This is a genomic window from Nocardia sp. NPDC127526, assembly GCF_042672265.1.
Lineage (GTDB): Bacteria > Actinomycetota > Actinomycetes > Mycobacteriales > Mycobacteriaceae > Nocardia.
In genome coordinates this window covers 17829-41894 of the sequence record NZ_JBHXVO010000033.1, presented here as the reverse complement: position 1 = coordinate 41894, position 24066 = coordinate 17829, and the positions used below count along the sequence as shown (strand labels likewise).

The window sequence follows — 24066 nt, the reverse complement described above, 5'->3', positions numbered from 1 at the left end:
GGGGTTTCAGGGGCAAGCCCCTGAAACCCAATAACCAGGGGTGGATCAGTAGCGGCGGGTCTCCACGACCTCGGCGTCGATGACGTCTTCCGATTTCGGAGCTTCGGGCTTCGGCGACGTGGCCGAATCCTCCTGTGCGACAGGCGGTTCGGGTTCGTCGTCGAAGTCCTCGCCGGCGTCCTCGGCGCGCTGGGCGGCGGCGTCGCGGGCGGCGGCCGCCGCGGCCTCACGCATTTCGATGGCGTCGGTGATCCAATCGCCGATCTCCCGGGTCACCTCGGCGACCGTGCCGGTAATGATCGTTGCGATATTGCCGACGTGCCGCGCTCCGGACGACGTCAATTCCTGGATCAGATCCTTGTTGCTTTCGAATTTTCCGATCATCTACACGCCCACTTCGCTAGCCTGCCCCCGGCGCATCACGATAACACTCGCAGGTTTCGGTTTCCCGGTGAGGAACGGCGGCAGGGCCAGCTTGAACAGCTTCAGCCAGACCGAACCGATCTGCTTGGCGAACCGACCGGTGTTGTAGGGCAGGCCGTGCTTTTCACACAGCGCCTTCACCTCGGGCGCGATTTCCGGATACCGGTTGGCGGGCATATCCGGGAACAGGTGGTGCTCGATCTGGTGCGAGAGGTTCCCGGACATGATGTGGAACAGCTTCCCGCCGGTGATATTGGCCGAACCCAGCATCTGGCGCACGTACCACTCGCCGCGGGTCTCATTGGCGGTCTCCTCCTCGGTGAACGTCTGTACGCCGGTCGGGAAGTGGCCGCAGAAGATGATGGAGAAGGTCCACAAGTTGCGCACGATATTGGCGGTGAAGTTCCCGGCCAGCGTGGACAGGAACAGCGGGCCGGTGAGCGCGGGGAAGATGACGTAGTCCTTGAGGACCTGCTTGCTCGCCTTGCGCGCCTGACCGGTGACCAGCTCCTTGATCTCCGGCCAGCTGCGCTTGCCCCGGACGATGTTCTCCACCTCCAGGTCGTGGCCCATCACGCCCCATTCGAAGGCGACCATGAGGAGGAAGGCGTAGAGCGGATTGCCCAACCGCAGCGGATTCCAGGCCTGGCCCTCGTCCACCCGCAGGATGCCGTAGCCGATATCGCGGTCCATGCCGTGGATATTGGTGAAGGTGTGGTGCATGTAGTTGTGCGAGTGCCGCCACTGGTCACCCGGGCAGACGGTGTCCCATTCGAACTCGCGGGAGTTCAGGCCGGGCTCACGCATCCAGTCCCACTGGCCGTGCATGACATTGTGGCCGATCTCCATATTGTCGAGGATCTTGGAGACGGACAGCGCGGCCACGCCCGCCAGCCAGAACGGCGGCAGGAAGCCCAGGTACATGAGGCCGCGGCCGGCGATCTCGAAACCGCGCTGGGCGCGGATGATCGAGTAGATGTAGTCGCGGTCGCGGTCGCCCAGATCGGCGGTGATGCGGGCGCGCAGCTCGTCGAGCTCGCGGCCGATCTCCTCGACCTGCTCGGGGCTCAGGACCAGCGGTCCGGCCTTGGTTTCGGTGAGTATCGCCATGATGAACCCTCCCTGTCGGATGGCAATGTCGGTCAGATAGCGAGATCCACGTCCCCGACGGGGGCGTTGATGCAGAGTTGGATGGGCTGGTCGGGGTCGGCGTCGAGTTCGCCGGTGCGCAGATTGCGGGTGCACCCGGACTTCTTGACCGCGGTGCAGGTGAAGCAGATGCCCATGCGGCAGCCGTAGGCCGGGCTGAGACCGGCGTCCTCGGCCTGCTCGAGCAGGCTCGCGCCGGTGTTCTCGATGGACTTGCCGCTGCCGGAGAAGCTGATCGTGCCTTCCGCGGTGGCCGGATCGGCCGGGGCGGCGGCGAGGGTGAACTCCTCGGAGTGCAGGCGGTCGGCGAGCTGCTCGGCCTCGTAGACCGTGCGCACCGCCTTCATCAGTCCGGGCGGCCCGCACAGGTAGGTCTGCGCGAGGTGGAACCAGGGCGCGAGCTTTTCCAGTTCGTCGTAGCCGAAATGCGGGTCGCGCTGCAGCTCCGGATACCGGAACTCGATCCGGAAATTGCTGTGCTGCATGGCGATCGCCTCGAGCTCGGTGCGATGCGGCACCCATTCCGGCGAACGGTTGTAATGCAGGAACAGCACCCGGCCCTGATACCGCTCGGTGGCCAGGGTGCGCAGCATGGACAGCACCGGGGTGATGCCGCTGCCGCCGCTGATGAGCACGATCCGGTCGGGCCGCTCCGGGGGCAGGTGGAAGACCCCGGACGCGGGCGCCAGATCCACGACCATGCCCGGGATGGCGTTCTCGTGCAGGTAGTTCGACACCAGCCCCCGCGGATGCGCCTTGATGGTGAGCTCGATGTGCCGATCGCGGCGGGACTGCGTATTCACCGGTGAATAGCAGCGGGTATGGCGGATTCCGTCGATGACCACGCCGATCTGCACGTACTGGCCGGCCAGGTGCCCGGCCCACTGCCGGGTCGGCCGCAGCGTCAGGGTGACCGAGCCGACCGCGCTGCGCCGCACATGGGTGATCTCCGCGCGCATCTGGCGCAGCGTGAGGGTGGGGCGCACCAGCTCCAGGTAGCGATCCAGCGGATGCGGGGTGGTCAGTTTCTCCACGAGGTCGATGAGTCCAACCATGCGGGCCTCCTGTCGTGTCGGGTGGTTGTCACCGACACCCAAGTTTTTCGGTGCACATCTGTACACTGAGTTAGTGTGCCCGCTGAAGGCCTTCCACTTCAACCGGCAGTTCGTGTGACCCACACGACATCTCTCGAATGGAACGAATGTGAACGGATGTATGCTCATCGAAATGAGTGAGCAGGCGGCAACCCGAGTCGAGCGCAAGGAGCGCACCCGCGCGGCCCTGCTGGACGGCACCCTCGCCCTGGCCGCCGACCGGGGCTTCGCGGCGCTGAGCCTGCGCGAGATCGCTCGCTCCGCGGGCATCGTGCCGACCGCGTTCTACCGCCACTTCACCTCCCTCGACGAACTCGGCACCACGCTCGTCGAGGAAGGCGTCCGTCAACTCCGCTTGGCACTGCGCGAAATGCGCCGCACCCCGAATGCCCGGCTGGCCGAGACCGTGCGCTTCGTGTTCGAGCAGGTCGATCAGCGGCGAGACCTGTGGGGCTTCCTGATTCGCGAACGGCACGGCGGCTCCGCGCCGCTGCGCGGGGCCATTGCCGTCGAAATGCAGCTCATCGTGCGCGAACTCGTGGTCGACCTGTCGCGGATCCGGGCCCTGGACACCTGGTCACCCGATGATCTGGAGCTGGCCGCCGACCTGATCGTCTCGACGGTGGCCGATCGCATTGCCGACTACGTCGTCACCGATGCGCGGGAGCGCCCGCGCATCATCGACCGGGCGGTGCTCCAGGTGCGGCTCATCGCCCTCGGCATGGGCGCTTGGAAGCCCTGATCAACGTCCCTGTAAATCGTTGGCGCGCAGCGGAAGCAGTGCGGCCAGGCCGACAGCGAGGACCAGCACCAGGCCGATGATGCCGTAGCGGTCATCGCCGGTCGCCCAGACGAAAAGGCCGAAAAGGCTGGGCGCCATGAAGGATACGGCGCGGCCGGTGGTGGTGTAGAGCCCGAAGAGCTGCCCCTCGCGACCGGGCGGGGCGATGCGCGCCAGGAACGAGCGGGCCGAAGCCTGTGCGGGGCCGACGAATACGGCCAGGATCAAGCCGAAGATCCAGAACATGAGCGAACCGGAGACCACCAGCAGCGCCAGGCCGCAGGCGATGATGGCGGCCAGCGAGAAGACGATCACCGGTTTGGGGCCGATCCGGTCGTCGAACCGGCCCGCGATCAGAGCGCCCAGGGCGGCAACGACATTGGCGGCCACGCCGTACAGCAGCACATCGGAGTCGGCGATGTCGTACACCCGGACCGCGAGCACCGCGCCGAAGGTGAAGACGCCGGCCAGGCCGTCGCGGAAGATGGCGCTGGCGAAGAGGAATCCGACCGTGCGGCGGTCGGTGCGCCAGAGTTCGCGAATATCGCGGAACAGCACGCGATAGGACTCCCCCACCGCGTGGAACCAGGCGATCAGCCAATGCCGCTTCGGCCCGGCCTCGAGCTGCACGGCCGCGCCCGGATCGGCGTCGGTGCGCGGCAATTCGGGCACCGCGAAGAACACCGGCAGCGCGAAGGCCGCGAACCACACCGCCGCCAGCACCGCGACCAACCGGATATTCAGGCCCTCATCGGTGGGCACGCCCAACAGGCCGCGGAAATCACCATCCCCGCTGATGAATCCGAAATAGCAGATGAGCAGCAGGAAAATGCCGCCGAAATAGCCCATGGCCCAGCCGAATCCGGAGGTCCGGCCCACGGTCCGCGGCGTGGACACCTGCCGCAGCATGGCGAAGTACGGCACATTCGACAGCTCGAAGAAGGTCGCGCCGAGCGCCAGCAGCACCAGACCCAGCCACAGGTAGTGGTAGTCGTCGCGGACGAAGAACAGCCCCGCCATACTCAGCACGGTCAGCGCGGTCAGGATGCCCAGCGACAGTTTGCGGCGCGCGGTGGCATCGAACCACTGCCCGCTCACCGGGGCGGTGATGGCCACCAGCAGGCCGGAAATGCCGAGCGCCCAACCCAGCCAGGCGCTCGCGGAGGTGCCGCCGGGCAGATCGTCGCCCACCTTGTCGGTGAGATACACCGAGAAGACGAAGGTCAGCGTGACCGCCTGGAAAGCGGCCGACCCCCAATCCCACAGCCCCCATGCAAGGACCTGCCCACGTCCCGTGGCCTGCCCGATCGTCGCCCGACCCGGAACCTCCGTCATGCAGCGCAGACTATGCGACCGATTCCACCCGAGACAACGAATCGCCCGCGACCCGGCCGATCCGTGTCCGGCTGTTCAGGCGGGCGTCCACCCGTGTTCGCGCCGCCAGTGCTCCTCCCACGGCCGCCGCCGCTCCTCCTCGGACATGCCCAGCAGCCCGTGCAGCCGCTCCCATCCGGTCTCGTTCTCCGGCGTCCAGACCTGCACCCACGCCCCGGCAATGGACGGCAGCGACATGCTCGTCAGCACCATCTCCAGCTCCCCGATCGCCAGATTGCGGATCACTCGCGTGCGGCCCAGCGGGGCGGCCACATCATTGCGCGCCCACATGCTCGCGAATTCCGCGCTCTCCGAGCAGAGATCGTCCACGAATGCCGTCCACTCCGGATCCTGCAAATGCTTCGCGTACGCCGCGCGCAAATAGCCGACCATCCGCGCCAGATGCTCCGGATGACTCGCCGGATACGGATTGCAGCACTCCGCCGTCAGGAACACATGCCGCAGCACATTCCGATGCGCGCGAACGAATCCCGGATACAACGCCGCATAGGATGCGTTGTACGCCATCAGGTCGTATCGCGCATTGAGCAGCGCCGCCGGCAATGGCTGCAAATGATCGAGAATCACCTGCAACTCCGGCGGCACCGGACCATCCGCCGACGGGCTGGGCACCGTCGGCACATTCGCCAGCTGATACAGATGCGCCCGCTCGGCCCCGTCCAGGCACAGCGTCCGCGAAATGGCGTCCAGCACCTGCACACTCACATTGATATCCCGCCCCTGCTCCAGCCAGGTGTACCAGGTGACCCCGACCCCGGCCAGCTGCGCCACCTCTTCCCGTCGCAACCCAGGGGTGCGACGGCGTGATCCGGCGGGCAACCCCACATCCACGGGGGTGATGCGTGCCCGCCTCGATTTCAGGAATGCCGACAACTCTTCCCGCCGCGCCTTGCGTACCGAGCTCACCGAACCATCCTGCCGGTTCACAGCACCCGTATCCAGGTGCTGCCGATACCCGTATAAGCAGACTCCTATCTCCCAGCGGGGAGACAGCAGAGGCTCATCCGCATGACACTGAGCCCGACCCGCACAACCGACAGCGCGAACCCCCCGACCCCAAATCCAGCTCCAACGGCCACACGCCCGGCGGCGCGCCCGCGGATCGTGCTCGCGGTGATTCTGTCCGGCCAGTTCGTATCGGTGCTGGATACGTCGATCGTCAATGTGGCCATGCCGGCGATCCGGACCTCGCTGGGCACAACGGGTTCGGCCTTGCAGTTGATCGTTTCGGGGTATGTGATCGCGTATGCGGTGCTGCTGGTGACCGGGGCGCGACTGGGTGATCGGCTCGGGCAGCGGATCATGTTCGTGGCGGGGCTGGCGATCTTCACCGTGGCCTCGCTGGCCTGCGGTCTGGCGTGGAATGCGCCCGCACTCATCGTGTTCCGATTCCTGCAAGGCATCGGATCCGCCGCCATGGTGCCGCAGGTCATGACGATCATTCAGCGCACCTTTGCCGGAGCCACACGGGCGCGGGCGATTTCGGCCTATGCGGCGGTGACCTCGGGAGCGATGGTCGCCGGCCAAATCCTCGGCGGCCTCATCGTCAGCGCGGATCTCTTCGGAACCGGTTGGCGTGGAGTGTTTCTGGTGAATGTGCCCATCGGAGTCGCGCTGCTGATCGTGGCCCCGCGACTACTGCCCGTCACAGCGCGAGTGGACCGCAAACCGGACCTGGCCGGGCTCGCCGCCCTGACGACGTCGGTCCTGCTGCTGGTGGTGCCGCTAGTGCTCGGCCACGAGCAGGATTGGCCACTGTGGTCGCTGCTCGCAATGGCCGCCGCCGCAGTGGGGTTCGCGGGTTTCGCACTCGTCGAGCGGCAGGTGCACCGGCGAGGCGGGGAACCGTTGTTCGCCGATCGGGTCCTGCGCGCGCCGGGTCTCGTGCTCAGCGCCATCACCCTGTTCCTGGTGATGTGCACGGTCGGCGGCTCCCTGTTCGTCATGGCCATCCACCTGCAGAGCACACTCGGCTACAGCGCCCTGCACGCCGGACTGCTGTTCCTGCCCAACGGAATCGCCTTCGCCGTGTGCAGCCTGAATTGGCAGCGCATCCCGGCACGCTTCCACGCGGCCGTGGTCCCCACCGGATTGGTGCTGGCCGCCGCCGCATTGGCCGCCATGGGCCTGCTGCTGCGAGACGCCAGCGAGCCAGGCGCGCTGGAACTAGCGGTCTTCGCCGTAATGGGCGCCGGATTCAGCCTCTGCTTCGGCCCCCTCGTCGCCCGCGCCACCAGCCGGGTCCCAGCCGAACTCGCCGCCGACGCCAGCGGAATCCTGGTCACCGGCACCCAACTGGGCGTAGTGGTCGGCATCGCGACCTTCGGCTCCCTGTTCCTGAGCCTGGCCGGACCCACCACACTCTCGGCCTCACACGCGTTCGCCGTCGCGGGCATCACCGAGGGCGTGACAGCCCTGGCAGCCGCGACCCTAGCCATCCGCGCGGCACGCTGACCGCCAACATCGAGATGCGAGTCGACGACATCGACCTTACCGTGGCCACGCCCGGACTCGGTGCAGGTCCTCATTCGCAACGAGGAGGAGGTCTGATGCCATCGCCGGGAATCATCGTCCTGCTCCAGATGCTTCATGACCTCCCCCGCCCCACGTGCCAGAACGATGACCTCAGCGAATCTGCTCACCGCACAACACCTCTCCGCTCTGACTACATATCCCGGCCACGCCCCGACCCTGAAGACAAACGAATACACACGCGACCGGATATCCGCCCGCTTACGGCTCGAACCATCTCGTCCCGCTCGCCGCCACATTCCTTGCGATGCGGCGCATCTGGTCAACAACATCCGGCCGAAGTTCGAAGATCGCCGCCTCCCTCGAACGCTCTGTAACCCTCCGGCAGTTGAAATGACGTCCCGACGACATCCGCTAGCCGATTACAGGACGTCGGAGGGGCGATCAGTGATGGTCTAGTGACTCGGCAGGTGACGGTGACCCGACAACGACACCAGCACGCCAAAGGTATTGGTAGGCGGCTTCTCCTACCTCCGGATCGAAGAAATCCAGATCATCTTTGGTCAGGGTGCCACGTTGTGCGGAATCGCTCAGCTTCCAGACATCGGCGAGCTCGAGTGCCTCGGGATACTCCCCGGTGTCCTCATCGAAGTAGGGCTCGTCGCCGAGCTCAAATCTCCGGCGCCATAATCGACGTCCAACCGTCCACCCGCGATCGCTGATCGAGTTCCGATATCACGTGCTCTATCGGCGAAGTGGCGGTCAAACCCAGGAAAAGCGACCGTGAGGACATCCGACACCGCTGCCCTCGCCCACAGCACCGTCGGCGGTGGCAACTGAAAATCCATGCCCGGCAACCTAACACCGCGACCCGTGCCGGGCGTGAACGGCCCGATTCAGGGGGTGGCGGATCCAGGCCGGTGCAACGCACTACATTGCCGCTGGTCGAGCTGACCGAACCGGTCGGCGCTTGGCGGTCAAAGGTCAACCTGCCGTGGCCTCCAACACCAGGAACAAGAAGGCCAGGAACCTCGGGTCCTCGCGGTCCTGGAAGAACTCGGGGAACCGCTCGACCGCTTCCGGGGCAGGTGCCGGTTCCTCGACGCGGGTGATACGGAATCCGCTGTCGAAGAATGTCTGGAACATAGTCGACAAGGACCGATCCCAGAATGTGAGGTCTGCAGTCTGACCGGCCATATCGGTCACCTTGCGTTGGCGCGTGGCGAAGTAGTTCGTGGTCTCGCCGGCCTGAAGTTGCGTGAACCAGATGACCAGCGGGTGCTCCACCGAGAGGATCAGGCGGCCTCCCGGCTTGAGCACGCGGCGCATCTCCGCCAGCGGGGAGTGCCAGTCCTCGAGGTAGTGCAGCGCGAGGGAGCAGACAACGTCGTCGAATGTGTTGTCGCCGAACGGTAGAGGGGCTGCCAGGTCGCCGACGTGTAGCTCTGCGGCGCCCCCAACTCTGTCTGTGGCGATGTCGATCAAGGCCTGGCTGCCGTCGATTCCGACCGCAGTCGCTCCGCCTTCGATGAGGTCGACGAGCGTGGGCCCCGAGCCGCACCCGGCGTCCAGCACATGCTTATCCGTCACGTCGCCGAGCAGGTTCCGGATCGCAGGCCGGTTGTAGTACTCGTTGAGGAGACTCGTCGCGTTCTCCTCGGCGTAGGCCTTGGCGATCGGGTCGTACGCGGCCGCGCCGCCGGAGTCGGTTCGCTGCGTTGTTGTCCCCACGTGCCCGACGTTAACACGCCAGTAGCAGATGCGCCTGAACGCTCCCCGCCCACGTGCAGAATCCGAGTTCCTTTGCGCGCCAGACTATCCCCCGCTCAACACTACGACAGCCCAACTCGAACATCCGCTTCTGGCTCCCGTGGAGTGCGGACTGCTGGTGGCAGGGAGCACACTTCATGATCAATCTGGTCGACGGCGACACCGTCGAGGCGACGATGGTGATGGACGTATGGCCAGCGCCTCGCGCTCAGTTCATGAAGCACCCGGAAATCAGCGAGAATCCGTGGGATCCCCTCGGAGACCTACTCGGCAACCTGCCGACGTCGGAGATCTACGACGTTTCCATCCGCGAATACGACATCCCAAAAGAGACCGGCAAGCTGAAGACCTCAGTAGACCCCCAAACGTTCCCCAACGATTCTGGCGCGCAGAGTATTTCACCCCTGGTTAAGCCTCCCGCACGGGCGGCGGCGCGCGGTGGGAACTGTGGCGGCGAAGGTTTCCTCCCTTCCGAACCGACCGGCCTGTGGCCCGGCTCGGACTAATTCGCGAGACTGACGAGCACTATCGTCGCCACCACCACAACCCACAGACCCGAGAACACCATGCCCGCAATGGCGAATCCCTTGCCCCGTTCACCGCTCGACTGGATCTGGTTCAGGGCTCTCACGCCGCACACCACCGAGCCCACCACGCCGAAACCGGACAGGCCGAGCACGAACGAAGCGACAGCGGACCCGTTGGTCTTGGACGAGTACGGCATCTGACTCCGTCCGCCGGGCGGCATCGGATACGCGGGCAGCGAACCCAGTCCGGGTGACCCGCCACGCCGCGGCGCAGCATCGAGAGCGCCTCCGGGCCGATGCCCCGCTAGGCCCTGCGGCAGTTCATCTTTCGAATGCACGGTGTCCCTTCCCGGCTGATCAGTCCAGCAAACCTACCCGAAGATCAACGGCTCGAGAGCATCTCGGTCCGTCAGCATCCTGCGAAACATCCGCAACTGCCGATCACATGGTGGTCGGCGGGACGACGGTGATTATCAGGTGTGGCAGTCGATGCACGTGATCAGTGTGTCGTCGGGCAGGCGTGCGAACTGGTCGGTCACGAACGCTGTCCATTCTGCTGCCCGCTCGTCGCTGACATCGGCTCGCAGGCCGAGATCGCCACGTTCGTGCCAGAGGCCGTCGATGACGAGATAGGCCGGATGCCAGGTCGTGCGCGCCAGATACTGCTCACGGGTGAAACCGTTGATGTGCCTGTCCATCAACGAGTCTCGTCGCCCTTCGCGGAGTTCGGCTTGATAGCCGTTCCACTGCTGCTCGGCGCTCTCCTCCGCTCGACGTTGCATCGCATCGAAATCGATGTGGCGCTTGAGAGTCTGCGCCGCGTGCAACCGCTCGCTGGTCGGCGCCTGCTCCCACAACTCGGTCCGCTGAGGGTCGGGGGCTCCCATGTAGAACTCGTCATCAGCGCGCACCGCCACACCACCCTCACGGATGATCAGGTGCTGCGACCAACGACCACCGACAGTCCAGTAGTCCCACCTGGCTTTCCAATTCTCGGTGGTCCAGAAGTACCACCCCTGTTCGTCTTGCCCCACTCCCTCGGAGGCCAGCGACTCCGCTTCCGCCCACCGCAGAACTGCGGCAATATCGTCGGGATCCACACCGTCGACGGGAAACCTTCGCACGTAGCTCTGATGGTGTTCGAGCTCGTCGGCGGTCACATACTTGCGGTAGGGCGTGAGCCGCGTGCGGGTGCCCCAGAACGCCAACTGCCGCTGTACGTGGGGTCCGATGGCGATCGCCAGGAAGTGCACCGGTCACCACCCGCCAGCGATCACTGATACGTCCGCCATCTGCGTCCATCCGCCCATGCAGCGAACCTAACGCCGTGACGGTGCACATCGGTTCATCGCAACGCTGCCCCGACGGAACTCGAGCAGGCGCAATATGTTGTTCTCGCCGCGCATGAGGTCGTTCAGACAGACCGGGACCGGTCACGCACGCCAGGAGCCATCCGGGTATTGGACCAACTCGCGGTCACCGGATCGGGGAACCAACGGGCCCAGTAGCTGGTTCAGTTCGTCATCTGTCATCGTGCCGCCATGTCCGAGACCCACCCAGTCAGAGGCTTCTTTGAGAGCCTTAATGGAGATCTCGAAGGCGTGGAACATATAGCCGGCGAGCTGGAACTCGCGGTTTTGGGCGGCCCCGAGCTCACGCACCAACCAGGTGCCCACTTCGGCTGGCGTTTCTCCTCGCTGAGCCCGCGTTCGCAGCTCACCGACGATGCGCTCCCTGTCGCGCACTGCGATCAACCTCCCGATTGTGCTGGCGGGTGTGGTGAAATCCTCGGTCAGCCTATCGCGATACTTGATCCGTCAAATTCCTGTGATGGCTCCCGTATCGGTCATTCGGGAACGCGGCCTTCGTCGATCAACAGCGCACATTCAAAGAATTGCCCGACCTTCAGCCGAGGTAGGGCTCGGAGCGTCCCTCCAGATAGTGCCCGATCCTGAGCCGCTGCGTGTGGTGCATGTCGAGGCTGTCGAGTTCGGCCGGGGCGACGAACCGTAGGTCGGTCGATTCATCGGAGATGGCCAGGTCGCCGCCGATGACACGAGCCCGGAAACATACGTTGAACTGGCGTCGGACCTCACCGTCGCTGTAGGCGATCACGTGGCGGGGGTCGGTGTACGTGCCGACGAGTCCGGTGATCTCGATATCGAGGCCGGTTTCTTCTTTCACCTCGCGCACAGCGCATCCCGGCAGGCTGTCCGTCAGCTCCATGCCGCCACCGGGGAGTGCCCACAGATCGCTGTCAGCGCGCCGCTGTAGAAGAATGTGGCCTCGGTCGTCGCACACCACGGCCGACGCCGCGACAATGAGGCTGTTGGGCTTGGGTGCGGCTGGGTCGTCGTAGAACTCGGTGCGCGACATCGACTTACCTTTCCACCGGTTGGGCTGTTCGCCAGACCGCGTCGAAACTCTCGGCGTAGGTGTCGAACAGGCCGCCGTCGCGGGTACGGCGCAAATGCCAGACAGGTGCGCCGTAAGCGTTCACTCCCCACATGTGAGCATTCACCAGCATCTGGTCGTCAGCGCGATAAATGCTGTTGTAGAGGGTCGTGTCGTGCGTCCGCAGCTCGATGCCCGACGTCGCGCACAGCGGTTGGTAATGCATCAGAGCAAGACGGCAACGGGATTCGATGCCGTGCCCGAACTTCTCTTCCCTGCCGCGTTGCCTGACATTGGCGCTGTCGGCGTCACCGACAGCGATCCGTATCGAGCAGCCCGCCTCGGCCCTTTCCTTCAATAGATCGTTCAGACGCCGCCGGACGTGCCCATTCGTCGGTATGGCGTCGCGTAGATTGGGGTCGTGGGGTCGTACGCGGAGTTTCCGGCGAGTCTGTCGACCTCCCGACTCCGGCTGCGGCGATGGCTGCTCACGGACGCGGAGCAACAGCGGGCGTTGTGGGCCGAGCGCGATGTGCGGTCCCGGCGAAGGATCGGCGCGGACGGCAGACCGACCCTCGCGGAAATGCGGGAATGGTTGGTGGCCAACCCTCTTGGCGCTGATCCCGGTCTCGGTTTGCTTCCTATCGAGCGTCGAGACACCGGCGAGTTCATCGGCTACTGCGGTCTGATCGTCGGCCAAGCGTCATATGACGAGCCGGAGATCGCCTACGAGCTCGTCCGTCGAGCCCATGGACACGGGTATGCGACCGAGGCCGGTCGGGCCGTTGTCGAGGCCGCGGCCTGTACGGGGCGACGACGATTGTGGGCGACGGTGCGGGAATGGAACACTGCGTCGTTCCGCGTGCTGGAGAAGCTCGGCTTCGACCGCAGCGGGCGCGTCGACCCGGATGCCGAACGTGGCGACTCGATCTGGCTGACCCGCGAGCTCGATCCACCGACTGTGTAGATGCACGAAGTGGTATGCCTCTTGGTGCTCATGTGGATCGGCGAGATAGTCGTGGCCTTGATAGTTTTCGGGTGGTACGTGTTGCCCCGGGACTCCACTGAACCACCCGTCAGCCCTGGCGGACCGTCCTTTCCCGTGATCATCAAGCCGTTTGTGCCGTCCCCCGCCACGGTCACCTCGATACCGGTCTTCCCTCGCTGGCGCAGCGTTCGTCCTCAGCGGCCGATGTCGCGGCTGAGGAGGTCGTCGATGGTCTCGCGGCGGATGAGTTCGCGGCAGTCGCCGTCGCGGACGGCGATGATGGGCGGGCGGCCGACTCCGTTGTAGGAGGAGGCCAGGGAGTGGTGGTAGGCGCCGGTGCAGGGCATGGCGAGGACTTCGCCGGGGCGGAGGTCGACGGGGAGGCGGACGTCGGTGGCGAGGATGTCGCCGGCTTCGCAGTAGCGGCCGGCGATGGTGGCGGTCATCATCGGGCCGGTGGGGTGGCGGTTGGCGACGACGGCGTCGTAGCGGGCACCGTAGAGGGCGACGCGGGAGTTGTCGCCCATGCCGCCGTCGACGGTGACGTAGGTGTGGCCGCCTTCGACCTGTTTGATGGACAGCACCCGGTAGAGGGTGACGCCCGCGCGGGCCACGATGGCGCGGCCGGGCTCCAGGGAGATGTGCGGGCGGGGGTAGCCGTGCCGCTGACAGGCGGCGTCGAGGGAATCCTCGATGATGTCGGCGAGTTCGGGGAGGTTCATTTCCGCGTCGCCGCTGCGGTAGGCGACCGCGTGGCCGCCGCCGAGGTCGAGTTCCTTCAGGGTGAGGTCGTATTCGTCACGGATGCGCGCCATTTCGCCCACCATGCGGCGCACGGCCTCGCCGTAGGGGAAGGTGTCGTAGATCTGCGACCCGATATGGCAGTGCAGGCCGACGAGTTCCAGATTCGGTTGCCGCATAATGCGTTCCACGGCCTCGGACAGCGCGTGGCTGCCGATGGGGAAGCCGAACTTCTGATCGGTGACACCGGTGCGCACCGCCGGATGGCCGTGCACGTCGATATCGGGCGTCACCCGCAGCATCACCTGCTGCGGGTGGGTGGCCAGGGCGGCGAGCAGCGTGATCTCGGTGAGCGAGTCGACGACGATGCGCCCGACACCGCAATTGATGGCCGTCTCCAGCTCGGCGAAGGGCTTCCCATTGCCGTGCAGCACGATTCGCTGCGGATCCACCCACGAGGAGAGCGCGACGGCCAGCTCACCGGCCGAGCACACATCCAGCGAGAGCCCCTCGTCGGTGATCCATTCGGCCACGGCCCGGGTCAGTAGCGCCTTGCCCGCGTAGATGACCTCGGCGTCCGGGAACCCCTTCCGGTACGCCTGGCAGCGCGCCCGCACCTCGCTCTCGTCGAGCACATAAGTGGGCGTGCCGTACTGGTCGGCGATATCGGCGAGCGCCACGCCGCCGACGGTAATGCGACCGTCGGCGTCGTAGTGCGTTTCACGCGGCCAGACCGCCGGATCCAGCCGAGGAAGCATGCCCCCCGACCGCAGCGACGGGAATATGTCGAGCAGCGTCACGATGTCTCCTGAGTCGCCCCCGCCGTTCGGTATGCGGGGCCATTGTCAGGAGTACGCCTGTCCCGGGATTCCGGAAACACCTGGCTACACGCCCTTGACGAGCGAGTACCCGATCTTGACGGATCCTTGACCGCTCAGCCGGTCAGCTGCCCAGCTTCTTGTAGGCGGCGCCGGCGACGACCGAGGTGATGGACCGCGGCCCGAACTGCCCGGCCAGGCTCATACCCTTGCTGATCAGGCCGGGAACCACCCGCATCTTGTTCCGGGCCAGCGCATCGATGGTGATCTTGGCAGTGTGCGCGGCGGTGACCCAGATGAACTCCGGAATCTTGTTCCCGACCTCGTCCTGATCCGGATTGTCGGTGCGCACCGGCCCGGGAGCCAGCAGCGTGACGTGCACGCCGTGCTCCTTCATCTCCCCGCGCAGCGATTCGGCGAACGTATTGGTGAACGCCTTCGACGCCGCATAGGTCGTATTGTTCGGAATCGGCATATTGCCCGCCGCCGACCCGGTGATGAGAATCCCGCCGCTGCGCCGCTCGATCATGCTCGGCAGCACCGCGAGCGTCAGATCGTGCACCGCGACCGCATTGAGCTCCATGATGTCGCGCTCATAACCCAGATCGAGCTTGGCGAGGGAGCCGAAGGTGGCCACGCCCGCGTTGTTGCACAGAATCGCGATATCGCGCTTGGCCAGCTCCTCGGCCAGCGGCGCGCGCTGCTCCCGATTCGACAGATCGACCGCGCGGACCTCGGCGGTTATCCCGTACTTCGCGGTCAGCTTCTCGGCGAGCTGGTTCATCAGATCCTCGCGGCGGGCCACGAGGATGAGCGAATAGCCGCGCGAGGCGAGCTCTTCGGCGAGGGCGGTTCCGATCCCGGAGGAGGCTCCGGTGACGACGGCACGGTTCTCAGCGGTGGGTGCAGGCAAGCTCACGATGAGCGAGCCTACTGGGGCGGGGTCAGGTGCGGGGTTCGGGTTCCATGAAGGCGATGCCCCAGTTGGCGTGCCCACGCCACACGCTGGCGATGCGACCGCCCTGAACGGCCGGTTTGGGATCGCCGATGGGACCGCCCTGAGCGCGGATGGCTTCGACGCAGGCGTCCAGATCCGGTGTCATGAAGGCGACGCCGACCAGCGCGGGCGGCAGACCCGAGCCGACCGCTTCGATGAAGGCTTCGCCCACACGGTAGAAGGCCATCTCCGGGCCTTCGGGACCGCGCGGGAAGAAGCGGCGGCGCGGCGGAATGCCGAGCACCGCGGTGAGATTCGTGACCGCTTCATCGAGATCGGGCGCCCAGTAGACGATGTGATCGACATGAGTCACGCCATTCGGATGCGAGGCGGCCGCATCGGCCGACGCATCCGACAGCAGTGCGGGCACGCCCAGCTCGGCCGGATCGGCGTGCACTTCGTCGAAGCCCCAGGCAGCGACGCCCAGCGTGCAGGTGACCTGGCCGATCCGGATCTCGCCGTCAGTGATCGTGAATCCCAGTGCCGCCCAGGCCTGCTCGTCTCCGGGCAGGCCGAGGCGGGTCAGGTTCGGCATCAGAGGGCCGCGGCCAGGCGGGTGCCCTGGTTGATGGCGCGTTTGGCGTCCAGTTCGGCGGCCAGGTCGGCGCCGCCGATGAGGTGGATCTTGACGCCTGCGGCCTTCAGGGGTTCCTCCAGATCCCGCACCGATTCCTGCCCGGCGCACAGGATGACGTTGTCGCATTCGATGACGGTGGGCCGCTGGCGTTTCTCGCCGAAGCTGATGTGCAGGCCCTGATCGTCGATGCGCTCGTAGTTGACGCCGCCGATCTGCTCCACACCCTTGGCCTTGACCGCGGCGCGGTGCACCCAGCCGCTGGTCTTGCCCAGGTCCTTGCCGAAGGATGACGACTTGCGTTGCAGCAGAACGACTTCACGAGCGGCGGGGGACGGCTTGGGCGCGGTCAGGAAGCCGCGGGCATTCGGATCGTCGGAGACGCCCCACTCTTCCTTCCACTCGTCGAGCTTGAGGCTGGGATGGCCTTCGACGGTGAGGAATTCGCTGACATCGAAGCCGATGCCGCCGGCGCCGATGACGGCGACCTTCTTACCGACCGGCTTGCCATCGCGCACCAGTTCGGCGTAGGTGAGCACCTTCGGATGGTCGATGCCGGGGATATTGGGAATGCGCGGCTTCACGCCGGTGGCCAGGATGACCTCGTCGTAACGGCCGTCGATGAGCTGCTGCGCGGTGGCGCGAGTGCCCAGATGCAAACGGACGCCGGTGAGTTCGATCTGGCGGGTGAAGTAGCGGACGGTCTCGCTGAACTCTTCCTTGCCGGGGATGCGGCGGGCGATGTCGAACTGGCCGCCGATCTTGTCGTCGGATTCGAAGAGGTCCACGACATGGCCGCGCTGGGCCAGGCTGACCGCGGCGGACAGGCCGGCGGGGCCGGCGCCGACCACGGCGACCTTCTTGGTGCGGCGGGTGGGCAGCAGCTGGAGTTCGGTTTCGTGGCCGGCGCGCGGATTCAGCAGGCAGGACACGGTTTTCATCTGGAAGGCGTGATCCAGGCAGGCCTGGTTGCAGGCGATGCAGGTATTGATCTCGTCATTGCGCGCCTCCTGCGCCTTGCGGACCCAGTCGGGATCGGCGAGCAGGGGGCGGGCCAGGGAGATGAGGTCGGAGTCGCCGCGGGTGAGGATCTCCTCGGCGGTCTCGGGCATATTGATGCGGTTGGAGGCGCAGACCGGAATGCTCACCACGTCCTTGACCTTCGCGGTCCACTCCACGAACGCGGCGCGGGGAACCGAGGTGACGATGGTGGGGACGCGGGCCTCGTGCCAGCCGATATCGGTATTGATAATGGTGGCGCCGGCCGCCTCCACATCTTTTGCCACGGCTTCGATCTCGTCCCAGGTCTGGCCGTCCTCCACGAAATCGGCCATGGATAGCCGGAAGACGATGATGAAGTCGGGGCCGACGGCCTTGCGGACGCGGCGGACGACCTCACCGGCGATGCGGCGGCGGTTCTCGGCGTTGCCGCCCCACTTGTCCTTGCGCTTATTGGTGCGCGGCGCCAGGAACTGATTGATGAAATAGCCTTCGCCGCCCATGATCTCGACACCGTCGTAACCGGCGAACTTGGCCAGGTAGGCGCAGCGGGCGTAGTCGTCGATGGTCTCCTCGACACCCTTGGACGACAGGGCGCGGGGCTTGAGCGGATTGATCGGCGCCTTGATGGCCGACGCCGAAACACTGCCGGGCATATAGGAATAACGCCCGGCGTGCAGGATCTGCAGCGCGATCTTGCCGCCCTCGGCGTGCACCGCCTTGGTGATGGCGCGATGCCGGTAGGCCTCGGTCTTATTGGTGAGCTTGGCGCCGAAGGGCATCAGCCAGCCGGTGCGATTGGGTGCGTAACCGCCGGTAATGATCAGGCCCACACCGCCTTTGGCGCGCTCGGCGAAGTAGGCGGCAAGGCGGTTGGTGTGCCAGGCCCGATCCTCGAGGCCGGTGTGCATGGAACCCATGACCACGCGATTGCGCAGCGTGGTGAATCCCAGGTCCAGGGGTTCGAACAGATGCGGGTAAGCGCTCATTGCCGAGTGCCTTTCGGGTCGGACGCCAGGGACCGGGCTGTGTCCCGCTGCAGGGCGTCGAGTACTTCGTCACACCAGTCGACGAACCCCTCCTCCACGCGGATGCCACCGCGCAGGACGAGGTACTGGTGCAGTCTGCGGCCGGTGAGCTGATCCGGCGCGGGGTAGTCCTTCTTCTCGAAGGTGCGGTACAGCTCGAGGCGGTGCGCATGCTGATCGCGATGCCGCGTCACCTCCGCACACAGCGCGGGCACATCGCCGAGCGAGGCGGCCCGCAGCTTCACCCCGAGTTCATTGCGCATGGGCGCGATATCGATGGGCTCGGCGATCCAGCGCGTGAGCTCCTCCCGCCCCGCCTCACTGACCGTGTACACCTTCTTATCGGGCCGGCCCTCCTGCGCCACGGCCTCCGCCGTCACCCACCCCTGCTCCTCCATACGCTTGAGCACGCGATAGATCTGCTGGTGGGTGGCGTTCCAGAAGAAGCCGATGGACTTGTCGAACCGTCGCGCCAGGTCATACCCCGAACTGGCGCGTTCGGTCAGCGATACCAGCAGCGCATGTTCGAGGGCCATGCGGCCAGGGTAACTGAGACGATACGTACTATGCAACTTAGTGCATAGTACAGGTCAGCTCTGTCCAACCGCGGTCAGGAACCGCGCACTGGCGGTAGTAGAAGACCGGTGGAGTAGACGCGCCGACTCCGGCGTTGTGTCGCGTGTTGTTGCAGCGATTGCGAACGGGTTGGGCGGGAGTCCGGCCGGAAGGGGAGGGGAGCCGATGAGCCTTCGTCAGTTCGAATACGCGCTGGCCGTGGCCGAAGCGGGCTCGGTGACCGCGGCGGCGGAGCTGCTGCATGTCGCGCAACCGTCGATGTCGCAGCAAATCCGTAATCTCGAGCGGGAATTGGGCGTGACGCTGTTCGCCCGGACACCGACCGGACTGGTGCCCACCGTGGTGGGTCGTGCGTTTCTGCGGGAGGCTCAGGTCGCGGTGAACGCGGCGCGGCGGGCGCGGGCGACGGCGCGCGAGGGTGCCGAGGAGCTGGTGGGCGAGTTGGTGGTCGCGGCGCAGATGGGCTTCGGTACCAGGCAGCTGCCGGTTGTGCTGAGCATGCTGCGCCGACGATTCCCGCGGCTGGAGGTCACCGTCTTCGAGGAGCCCAGTTCTGCTGAGCTGGAGCGGTTGTGCCGCCAGGGTCTGCTGGACCTCGCGCTGATGGCGGCCTGCGAGCGTGGCCCCGCCGACGCCCAGCACCTCGGCTACGAAGAGTTCGTGGTGGTGCTGGGCGCCGGGCACCGGCTGCTTGCTTCGGATCGGGTCGAGCTGCGCGAACTGGAGCAGGAATCGTGGGTGCGGTTCGACCGCGACAGCGCGCTCGACGGTGTGCTGACGGGCGTACTGCGCGACAACGAGTTGACCGCAGCCACGGCCGCCCGCGTCTCTCAGACGGTGACGGCCGTGCGCTGGGCCGCCCATGGACTGGGCGTGACGCTCGTCCCCGCCTCCGCGGTCCCCCGTGGTGACGAGCACCTCGCCCGCCCGGTGGTCCCGGCCGTGTCCCAGCCCGTCGTCGCGGTGGTCCGCCACGAGGCAGGTCCGGCCGAGACGGCGCTGCTCGAACTGCTACGGGAGCAGAATTGGCACCGGCCCGCTCAAAGCTGGGTGACGCCACCGTCCACGACGAACTCGGTGCCCGCCGCGTAGGTGGCGTCGAAAGCGAGAAACGCTGCCGCCCGTGCAATCTCGTCGGGAGTGCCGAAACGCCGCATCGGATTGTCCGCGACCCGTTCGGATTTGAATTGCGCGGCCGCCTCGGCGGTCATCGAATTCTCCAGGATTCCTGTGTCGATGGGGCCGGGGCTGATCGCGTTGACGCGAATTCCGCGCGGCAGCAACTCCCGGGACAGGCTGCGGGCCATCGAGCGCAGCGCCGCCTTGCCGGCCGCGTAGACGCTGGTGTCCGGCAAGCCCATGACGTTCGCGTTCGAGGTCGTGAGGACGACGCCTCCGCCCGGGCCGAGCAGCGGGGCGAGCTTCTGCACCGTGAAGAAGGCGCCTTTGACATTGATCGCGAACAGCTCGTCGAACATCTGCTCGGTCGTCGAGTCGAAGGGTGTGAGGGTGGCAATGCCCGCGTTGACGAACAAGGCGTCGATCGTGCCGAGTTCGGCTGTCACCCGCTCCGCCAGAGCTTCCAGGTCCGCTATTGCTGCCACGTCGCCACGGACGGCAATCACGTTCTCGCCCAGTCGCTCCCGTGCCGTGTCGAGGGTCGCCTGCGAGCGACCGGTGATCAACACGCGGGCTCCGCCTTTCACCAGCAGCTTCGCGAGCGCGAACCCCAACCCGCTGCCGCCGCCGGTGATCACCACATTTCTACCGCTGTACGCACCCATGTAGAGCTTCCTCCGGCTTGCTTCGAACACGTTCAGCCCCTGGGGAATTCGCCGCCGTCGACGACGAGACCGCTTCCGGTCAGCCAGCTCGCCCCGGGCGAAACAAGGAAATGCACCGCATGGGCAATGTCGTCGGGCCGGCCATCACGCCCCATCGGTGCGGTGGTGTCGACCTGATCCGTTCCCGCGTCCAGGCGCGCCCACTGCTCCCGCGTCGCTTCGCCGCCGGGCGTGGCGGTTCTCCCCGGAGACACTGTGTTGACCCGGATTCCAGCCGGGGCCAACTCCGCGGCCAGTCCCCGGCTGTAGTTCTCCAGCGCCGCCTTTGCCGTCGTGTAGTGCAGAAACGGCGGCGCCACCGTGGGTACCGCGGCCAACTCCTGCGCCGCCGCGGCAATCGCTTCCGCACCAGCCCGCGTCCGCACATCGGCCGCCACAAAGGCGGCCTCCTCCGGCGCCGTGCCCGTTTCCGATCGTGCGGTCGTCAGCACCGCGGCGCCCGCGTCCAGCAGCCGACGCACGATTGCCGCACCGATTCCGCGAGTACCACCCGTCACCAGGGCCCGCTTCCCCGCGAGTTCGCGTGTCCCCGAGCTGTTCTCGATCGTGCTCATCCCAGCCGTCCTCTCGATCGCATACTTGTCGGCTCGACAGAAAAGTGCGATGTGCCCCAGAGCGCGAATCTTCGGAGAATCGTGTCGCGCACATCGTCGAGCCGTTTCACCGTATGTCGCTGAAAGAGCGGGCGGCAAAGACAAGAATTCAGCAGACGCCATAGAAAATTCCTATACCGCCCCCGGCTCTTTCGTTCATTGTCGACACAGAAGTCGTCGACCGGGAACTGGTGGCGTGAGCTTCTCGGGGTTTGCCGCCACCAGTTCCCGGTCGATGTCGTTTCGGTTCAGCGCTTGCGGGTGCCGAAGATGCTGCGGCTGATTTCGCGGCCGGCGACGGTGGCGGCGGAGCGGAGGAGGTTTTTGAAAGCCGGGTTGTTGACGATCTTTTCGGCCATCGACTCGTCGACCGGGGCCTGCTTGGAGCGGGAGGAGCGGGCTGGGGGCGCTGCTTCCGCTTCGGCCTCGGCCTGCTTCGCGGCGGCGGCCATCTTCTCGGCCAGGATCTCGTAGGCGGAGTCGGCGTCTATGGTTTGGCCGTATTTGGCGTAGAGGGGGGATTGTTGGGCGCGGGAGCGGATTCCGTCGTCGCCGATGGTGTCCATGAGGGAGCGTGGGGGTTGCATGCGGGCCCAGGCCACGGGGGTGGGGGCGCCCTTTTCGGAGAGGACCGTGACCACGGCTTCGCCGATACCCAGTGAGGTGAGGGCTTTTTCGAGGTCGTAGGTGGCGGTTTTGGGGTAGGTGCGGACCGTTTTGGACAGGGCCTTCTGGTCTTCGGGGGTGAAGGCGCGCAGGGCGTGCTGGATGCGGGCGCCCAGCTGGGAGAGAACGGAATTGGGGATGTCGGTGGGCAGCTGGGTGCAGAAGAAGACGCCTACGCCCTTGGAGCGGATGAGTTTGACGGTCTGCTCGACCTGGTCCAGGAAGGCCTTGGAGGCGCCGTTGAACAGGAGGTGGGCCTCGTCGAAGATGAAGACCAGCTTGGGTTTGTCCATATCGCCGATCTCGGGGAGGGTTTGGAAGAGATCGGCGAGCACCCACATGAGGAAGGTCGAGAACATTTGGGGGCGGGCCGCTTGGGCGCCCAGCTCGAAGAGGGTGATCACGCCCTGACCGCCCACGGTGCGGATGAGGTCGGCCGGATCCAGTTCCGGCTCACCGAAGAAGGTGTCGCCGCCGTCGGCCTCCAGGTTGACCAGGGCGCGCAGGATCACGCCCGCCGTGGTCGCCGAAACGCCGCCGATGCCCTTCAGATCCTCCTTGCCCTCCGGACTGGTGAGGAATTGGATGACCGCACGCAGATCCTTCAGATCCAGCAGCGGGAAGCCGTTCTGATCCGACCAGTGGAAGATCAGGCCGAGCGTGGATTCCTGAGTTTCGTTGAGCCCCAGCACCTTCGACAGCAGAATCGGCCCGAACGCGGTGATCGTGGCCCGGATCGGGACCCCGATGCCCTCGGTGCCCAATGACACGAATTCGCACGGGAATCCGCTCGGCGCCCAGTCGGCGTCACCGGTTTCCTGTGCGCGCGTGAGGATCTTGTCGTTCGATTGCCCGGGCATGGCCAGCCCGGACAGGTCGCCCTTGATATCGGCCAGCACCACCGGCACCCCCGCCGCCGAGAGCTGCTCGGCGATCCCCTGCACGGTCTTCGTCTTACCGGTACCGGTCGCGCCCGCCACCAGCCCGTGCCGGTTCATGGTCTTCATCGGAATCCGCACCCGCGCATCCGGATGCACCTTCCCGTCCACCATGACGGTGCCCAGCTCCAGCGCCAGCCCCTCGAAGGCGTACCCCGCCGCGATCTGCTGCGCCGCGGCCGCATCACCGCCCGCCGCACCGGCCCCGGCCGTCGTACCGCCGCCCGCATCCGCGGCAGCCGCGCCGGCCTTCGGCTTCTCGGCTTCGGCCTCGGATTCGGCCGCGGCCTTGTCCGCCGCCTCCTGTGCGGCCGCCTCTTTCTCCGCCGCCTCGGCGGCCGCGGCCGCCTCCGCCGCGATCCGCGCGGCCTCCTCCGCGGCCTTGCGGGCCGCCGCTGCCTTCTCCTGCGGGGTGGTCATCGCGCTTCCTCCGTCTGCTCTGCCAACTGCGACTGCTCGAGGGAACTGCCCTGCCAACAAACCGACCGCTATCGATCGCGCGGATACGCAGCAACCATAATCCCCGGTCAACCCGCAACCCACGCTCAACGCGGCCGGGTGACCCGGACGAGGGAACCAAAACGACTACCCTTTGCCGAGTGTCCGACAAATTCGTGGTGTGGATGGATTGCGAGATGACCGGCCTACGCCTGGACAGCGACAAGCTGATCGAGGTGGCCGCACTCGTGACCGACAGTGACCTCAATATCCTCGGCGACGGCGTGGACATCGTGATCCACGCCGACGACGCCGCGCTCGCCGCCATGCCCCCGGTGGTGACGGAGATGCACGCCCGTTCCGGGCTCACCGAGGAGGTCCGCCGCTCCACCGTGACGCTCGACCAGGCCGAGCAGCAGATCCTGGAGTACATCAAGGAGTACGTGCCCACCCCGCGCACCGTGCCCCTGGCCGGCAATTCGATCGCCACCGACCGCGGCTTCATCGCCCGCGATATGCCGACCCTGGACGCGCACCTGCACTACCGCATGATCGACGTCAGCTCCATCAAGGAACTGTGCCGCCGCTGGTATCCGCGCATCTACTTCGGCCAGCCGGAGAAGGGCCTGGCCCACCGCGCCCTCGCCGACATCCAGGAGTCCATTCGCGAACTCCAGTACTACCGCCGCACCGCCTTCGTCCCCGCCCCCGGCCCCTCCACCGCGGAGATCGCGGCCGTCGCAGCCGAACTCGGCAGCGCCAAGCCCCCCGCGCCGGCCACCGAGAATCAGACCGGAAATACCGCCTAACCAGCCGATTAGGTACTCGGAGCCGGATCGCGATACGATCTACCGCGCCGGA

General features: G+C 66.2%; 25 protein-coding genes. 6 read left to right on the top strand and 19 right to left on the bottom strand.

Annotated elements, in window-relative coordinates; genetic code table 11:
* Positions 1-45: 45 nt before the first annotated feature.
* The 3 genes from ACFVIV_RS33700 to ACFVIV_RS33690 are packed head-to-tail and all read right to left on the bottom strand — an operon-like array spanning position 46 to position 2627.
* Positions 46-384: a hypothetical protein gene (locus tag ACFVIV_RS33700; protein ID WP_379203448.1), complete on the bottom strand. Its 339-nt coding sequence runs from the start codon at positions 382-384 to the stop codon at positions 46-48.
* Positions 385-1533 carry a fatty acid desaturase family protein gene (locus ACFVIV_RS33695; RefSeq protein ID WP_379203446.1) on the bottom strand — a complete coding sequence of 383 codons (1149 nt, stop codon included), beginning with the start codon at positions 1531-1533 and terminating at the stop codon, positions 385-387. It lies immediately after the preceding gene.
* Positions 1534-1565: 32 nt separating this feature from the next.
* A complete protein-coding gene (locus ACFVIV_RS33690) occupies positions 1566-2627 on the bottom strand; it encodes a ferredoxin reductase (RefSeq protein ID WP_379203444.1) in 1062 nt (353 codons plus the stop codon).
* 172 nt (positions 2628-2799) lie between these two features.
* Between ACFVIV_RS33690 and ACFVIV_RS33685 the strand changes: the two genes are divergently transcribed.
* Positions 2800-3408 (top strand): TetR family transcriptional regulator, encoded by a 609-nt coding sequence (locus tag ACFVIV_RS33685; RefSeq protein WP_379203442.1) that lies wholly within the window; start codon positions 2800-2802, stop codon positions 3406-3408.
* On the opposite strand, the gene ACFVIV_RS33680 is transcribed toward ACFVIV_RS33685, so the two are convergent.
* Both ACFVIV_RS33680 and ACFVIV_RS33675 read right to left on the bottom strand, forming a co-directional pair.
* On the bottom strand, positions 3409-4782 hold the full coding sequence (locus tag ACFVIV_RS33680) for an MFS transporter (protein WP_379203440.1): 1374 nt from the start codon (positions 4780-4782) through the stop codon (positions 3409-3411). It abuts the gene before it with no gap.
* 75 nt (positions 4783-4857) lie between these two features.
* On the bottom strand, positions 4858-5748 hold the full coding sequence (locus tag ACFVIV_RS33675; RefSeq protein ID WP_379203438.1) for a helix-turn-helix transcriptional regulator: 891 nt from the start codon (positions 5746-5748) through the stop codon (positions 4858-4860).
* Positions 5749-5955: 207 nt separating this feature from the next.
* Between ACFVIV_RS33675 and ACFVIV_RS33670 the strand changes: the two genes are divergently transcribed.
* Complete coding sequence (locus tag ACFVIV_RS33670) at positions 5956-7296, top strand: MFS transporter (protein WP_379203436.1); 1341 nt, start codon at positions 5956-5958, stop codon at positions 7294-7296.
* A 1002-nt stretch (positions 7297-8298) separates the two neighbouring features.
* Here ACFVIV_RS33670 and ACFVIV_RS33665 read toward each other — a convergent pair.
* On the bottom strand, positions 8299-9045 hold the full coding sequence (locus ACFVIV_RS33665; protein WP_379203434.1) for a class I SAM-dependent methyltransferase: 747 nt from the start codon (positions 9043-9045) through the stop codon (positions 8299-8301).
* Positions 9046-9221: 176 nt separating this feature from the next.
* On the opposite strand from ACFVIV_RS33665, the gene ACFVIV_RS33660 reads away from it, so the two are divergent.
* Entirely contained in the window at positions 9222-9590 is a 369-nt protein-coding gene (locus tag ACFVIV_RS33660; protein WP_379203432.1) for a hypothetical protein, read from the top strand.
* Here the strand turns inward: ACFVIV_RS33660 and ACFVIV_RS33655 are convergent.
* From ACFVIV_RS33655 to ACFVIV_RS33635, 5 genes are all read right to left on the bottom strand, one after another.
* Positions 9587-9808: a DUF4190 domain-containing protein gene (locus ACFVIV_RS33655; RefSeq protein WP_379203430.1), complete on the bottom strand. Its 222-nt coding sequence runs from the start codon at positions 9806-9808 to the stop codon at positions 9587-9589. The two genes, ACFVIV_RS33660 and ACFVIV_RS33655, sit on opposite strands and share 4 nt — an antisense overlap.
* Before the next feature lie 276 nt (positions 9809-10084).
* Entirely contained in the window at positions 10085-10864 is a 780-nt protein-coding gene (locus ACFVIV_RS33650) for a hypothetical protein (RefSeq protein ID WP_379203429.1), read from the bottom strand.
* 180 nt (positions 10865-11044) lie between these two features.
* The gene (locus ACFVIV_RS33645; RefSeq protein ID WP_379203427.1) at positions 11045-11365 is read right to left on the bottom strand and encodes a hypothetical protein; all 321 of its coding nucleotides are present in this window, start codon (positions 11363-11365) and stop codon (positions 11045-11047) included.
* A gap of 151 nt (positions 11366-11516) precedes the next feature.
* Entirely contained in the window at positions 11517-11987 is a 471-nt protein-coding gene (locus ACFVIV_RS33640) for an NUDIX hydrolase (protein WP_379203425.1), read from the bottom strand.
* Positions 11988-11991: 4 nt separating this feature from the next.
* The gene (locus ACFVIV_RS33635; RefSeq protein ID WP_379203423.1) at positions 11992-12363 is read right to left on the bottom strand and encodes a DUF5919 domain-containing protein; all 372 of its coding nucleotides are present in this window, start codon (positions 12361-12363) and stop codon (positions 11992-11994) included.
* Positions 12364-12426: 63 nt separating this feature from the next.
* On the opposite strand from ACFVIV_RS33635, the gene ACFVIV_RS33630 reads away from it, so the two are divergent.
* Positions 12427-12972 carry a GNAT family N-acetyltransferase gene (locus ACFVIV_RS33630; RefSeq protein WP_379203421.1) on the top strand — a complete coding sequence of 182 codons (546 nt, stop codon included), beginning with the start codon at positions 12427-12429 and terminating at the stop codon, positions 12970-12972.
* 215 nt (positions 12973-13187) lie between these two features.
* On the opposite strand, the gene lysA is transcribed toward ACFVIV_RS33630, so the two are convergent.
* The 5 genes from lysA to ACFVIV_RS33605 all read right to left on the bottom strand — a co-directional run bounded on the left by lysA (position 13188) and on the right by ACFVIV_RS33605 (position 18686).
* The gene (gene lysA / locus ACFVIV_RS33625) at positions 13188-14534 is read right to left on the bottom strand and encodes a diaminopimelate decarboxylase (RefSeq protein WP_379203419.1); all 1347 of its coding nucleotides are present in this window, start codon (positions 14532-14534) and stop codon (positions 13188-13190) included.
* Positions 14535-14676: 142 nt separating this feature from the next.
* Entirely contained in the window at positions 14677-15471 is a 795-nt protein-coding gene (cmrA, locus tag ACFVIV_RS33620; RefSeq protein WP_379203417.1) for a mycolate reductase, read from the bottom strand.
* A gap of 25 nt (positions 15472-15496) precedes the next feature.
* Positions 15497-16084 carry a VOC family protein gene (locus ACFVIV_RS33615; RefSeq protein WP_379203415.1) on the bottom strand — a complete coding sequence of 196 codons (588 nt, stop codon included), beginning with the start codon at positions 16082-16084 and terminating at the stop codon, positions 15497-15499.
* On the bottom strand, positions 16084-18111 hold the full coding sequence (locus tag ACFVIV_RS33610; protein WP_379203413.1) for an FAD-dependent oxidoreductase: 2028 nt from the start codon (positions 18109-18111) through the stop codon (positions 16084-16086). Before ACFVIV_RS33610 ends, ACFVIV_RS33615 begins: the two co-directional genes overlap by 1 nt.
* Positions 18108-18686 carry a PadR family transcriptional regulator gene (locus ACFVIV_RS33605; RefSeq protein ID WP_379203411.1) on the bottom strand — a complete coding sequence of 193 codons (579 nt, stop codon included), beginning with the start codon at positions 18684-18686 and terminating at the stop codon, positions 18108-18110. The genes ACFVIV_RS33610 and ACFVIV_RS33605 overlap by 4 nt, the downstream gene beginning before the upstream one ends.
* Before the next feature lie 205 nt (positions 18687-18891).
* Here ACFVIV_RS33605 and ACFVIV_RS33600 point away from each other — a divergent pair, with 205 nt between their 5' ends.
* On the top strand, positions 18892-19818 hold the full coding sequence (locus ACFVIV_RS33600) for a LysR family transcriptional regulator (protein ID WP_379203409.1): 927 nt from the start codon (positions 18892-18894) through the stop codon (positions 19816-19818).
* Here ACFVIV_RS33600 and ACFVIV_RS33595 read toward each other — a convergent pair.
* The 3 genes from ACFVIV_RS33595 to ACFVIV_RS33585 form a co-directional block, all read right to left on the bottom strand.
* Entirely contained in the window at positions 19767-20486 is a 720-nt protein-coding gene (locus ACFVIV_RS33595; RefSeq protein WP_379203407.1) for an SDR family oxidoreductase, read from the bottom strand. The genes ACFVIV_RS33600 and ACFVIV_RS33595 overlap by 52 nt on opposite strands.
* Positions 20487-20542: 56 nt before the next feature.
* Positions 20543-21124: an SDR family oxidoreductase gene (locus tag ACFVIV_RS33590; protein ID WP_379203405.1), complete on the bottom strand. Its 582-nt coding sequence runs from the start codon at positions 21122-21124 to the stop codon at positions 20543-20545.
* Between the two features lie 287 nt (positions 21125-21411).
* The gene (locus tag ACFVIV_RS33585; RefSeq protein WP_379203403.1) at positions 21412-23187 is read right to left on the bottom strand and encodes a helicase HerA-like domain-containing protein; all 1776 of its coding nucleotides are present in this window, start codon (positions 23185-23187) and stop codon (positions 21412-21414) included.
* A 179-nt stretch (positions 23188-23366) separates the two neighbouring features.
* On the opposite strand from ACFVIV_RS33585, the gene orn reads away from it, so the two are divergent.
* A complete protein-coding gene (gene orn / locus ACFVIV_RS33580; protein ID WP_379203401.1) occupies positions 23367-24014 on the top strand; it encodes an oligoribonuclease in 648 nt (215 codons plus the stop codon).
* The last annotated feature ends 52 nt before the right edge of the window (positions 24015-24066 follow it).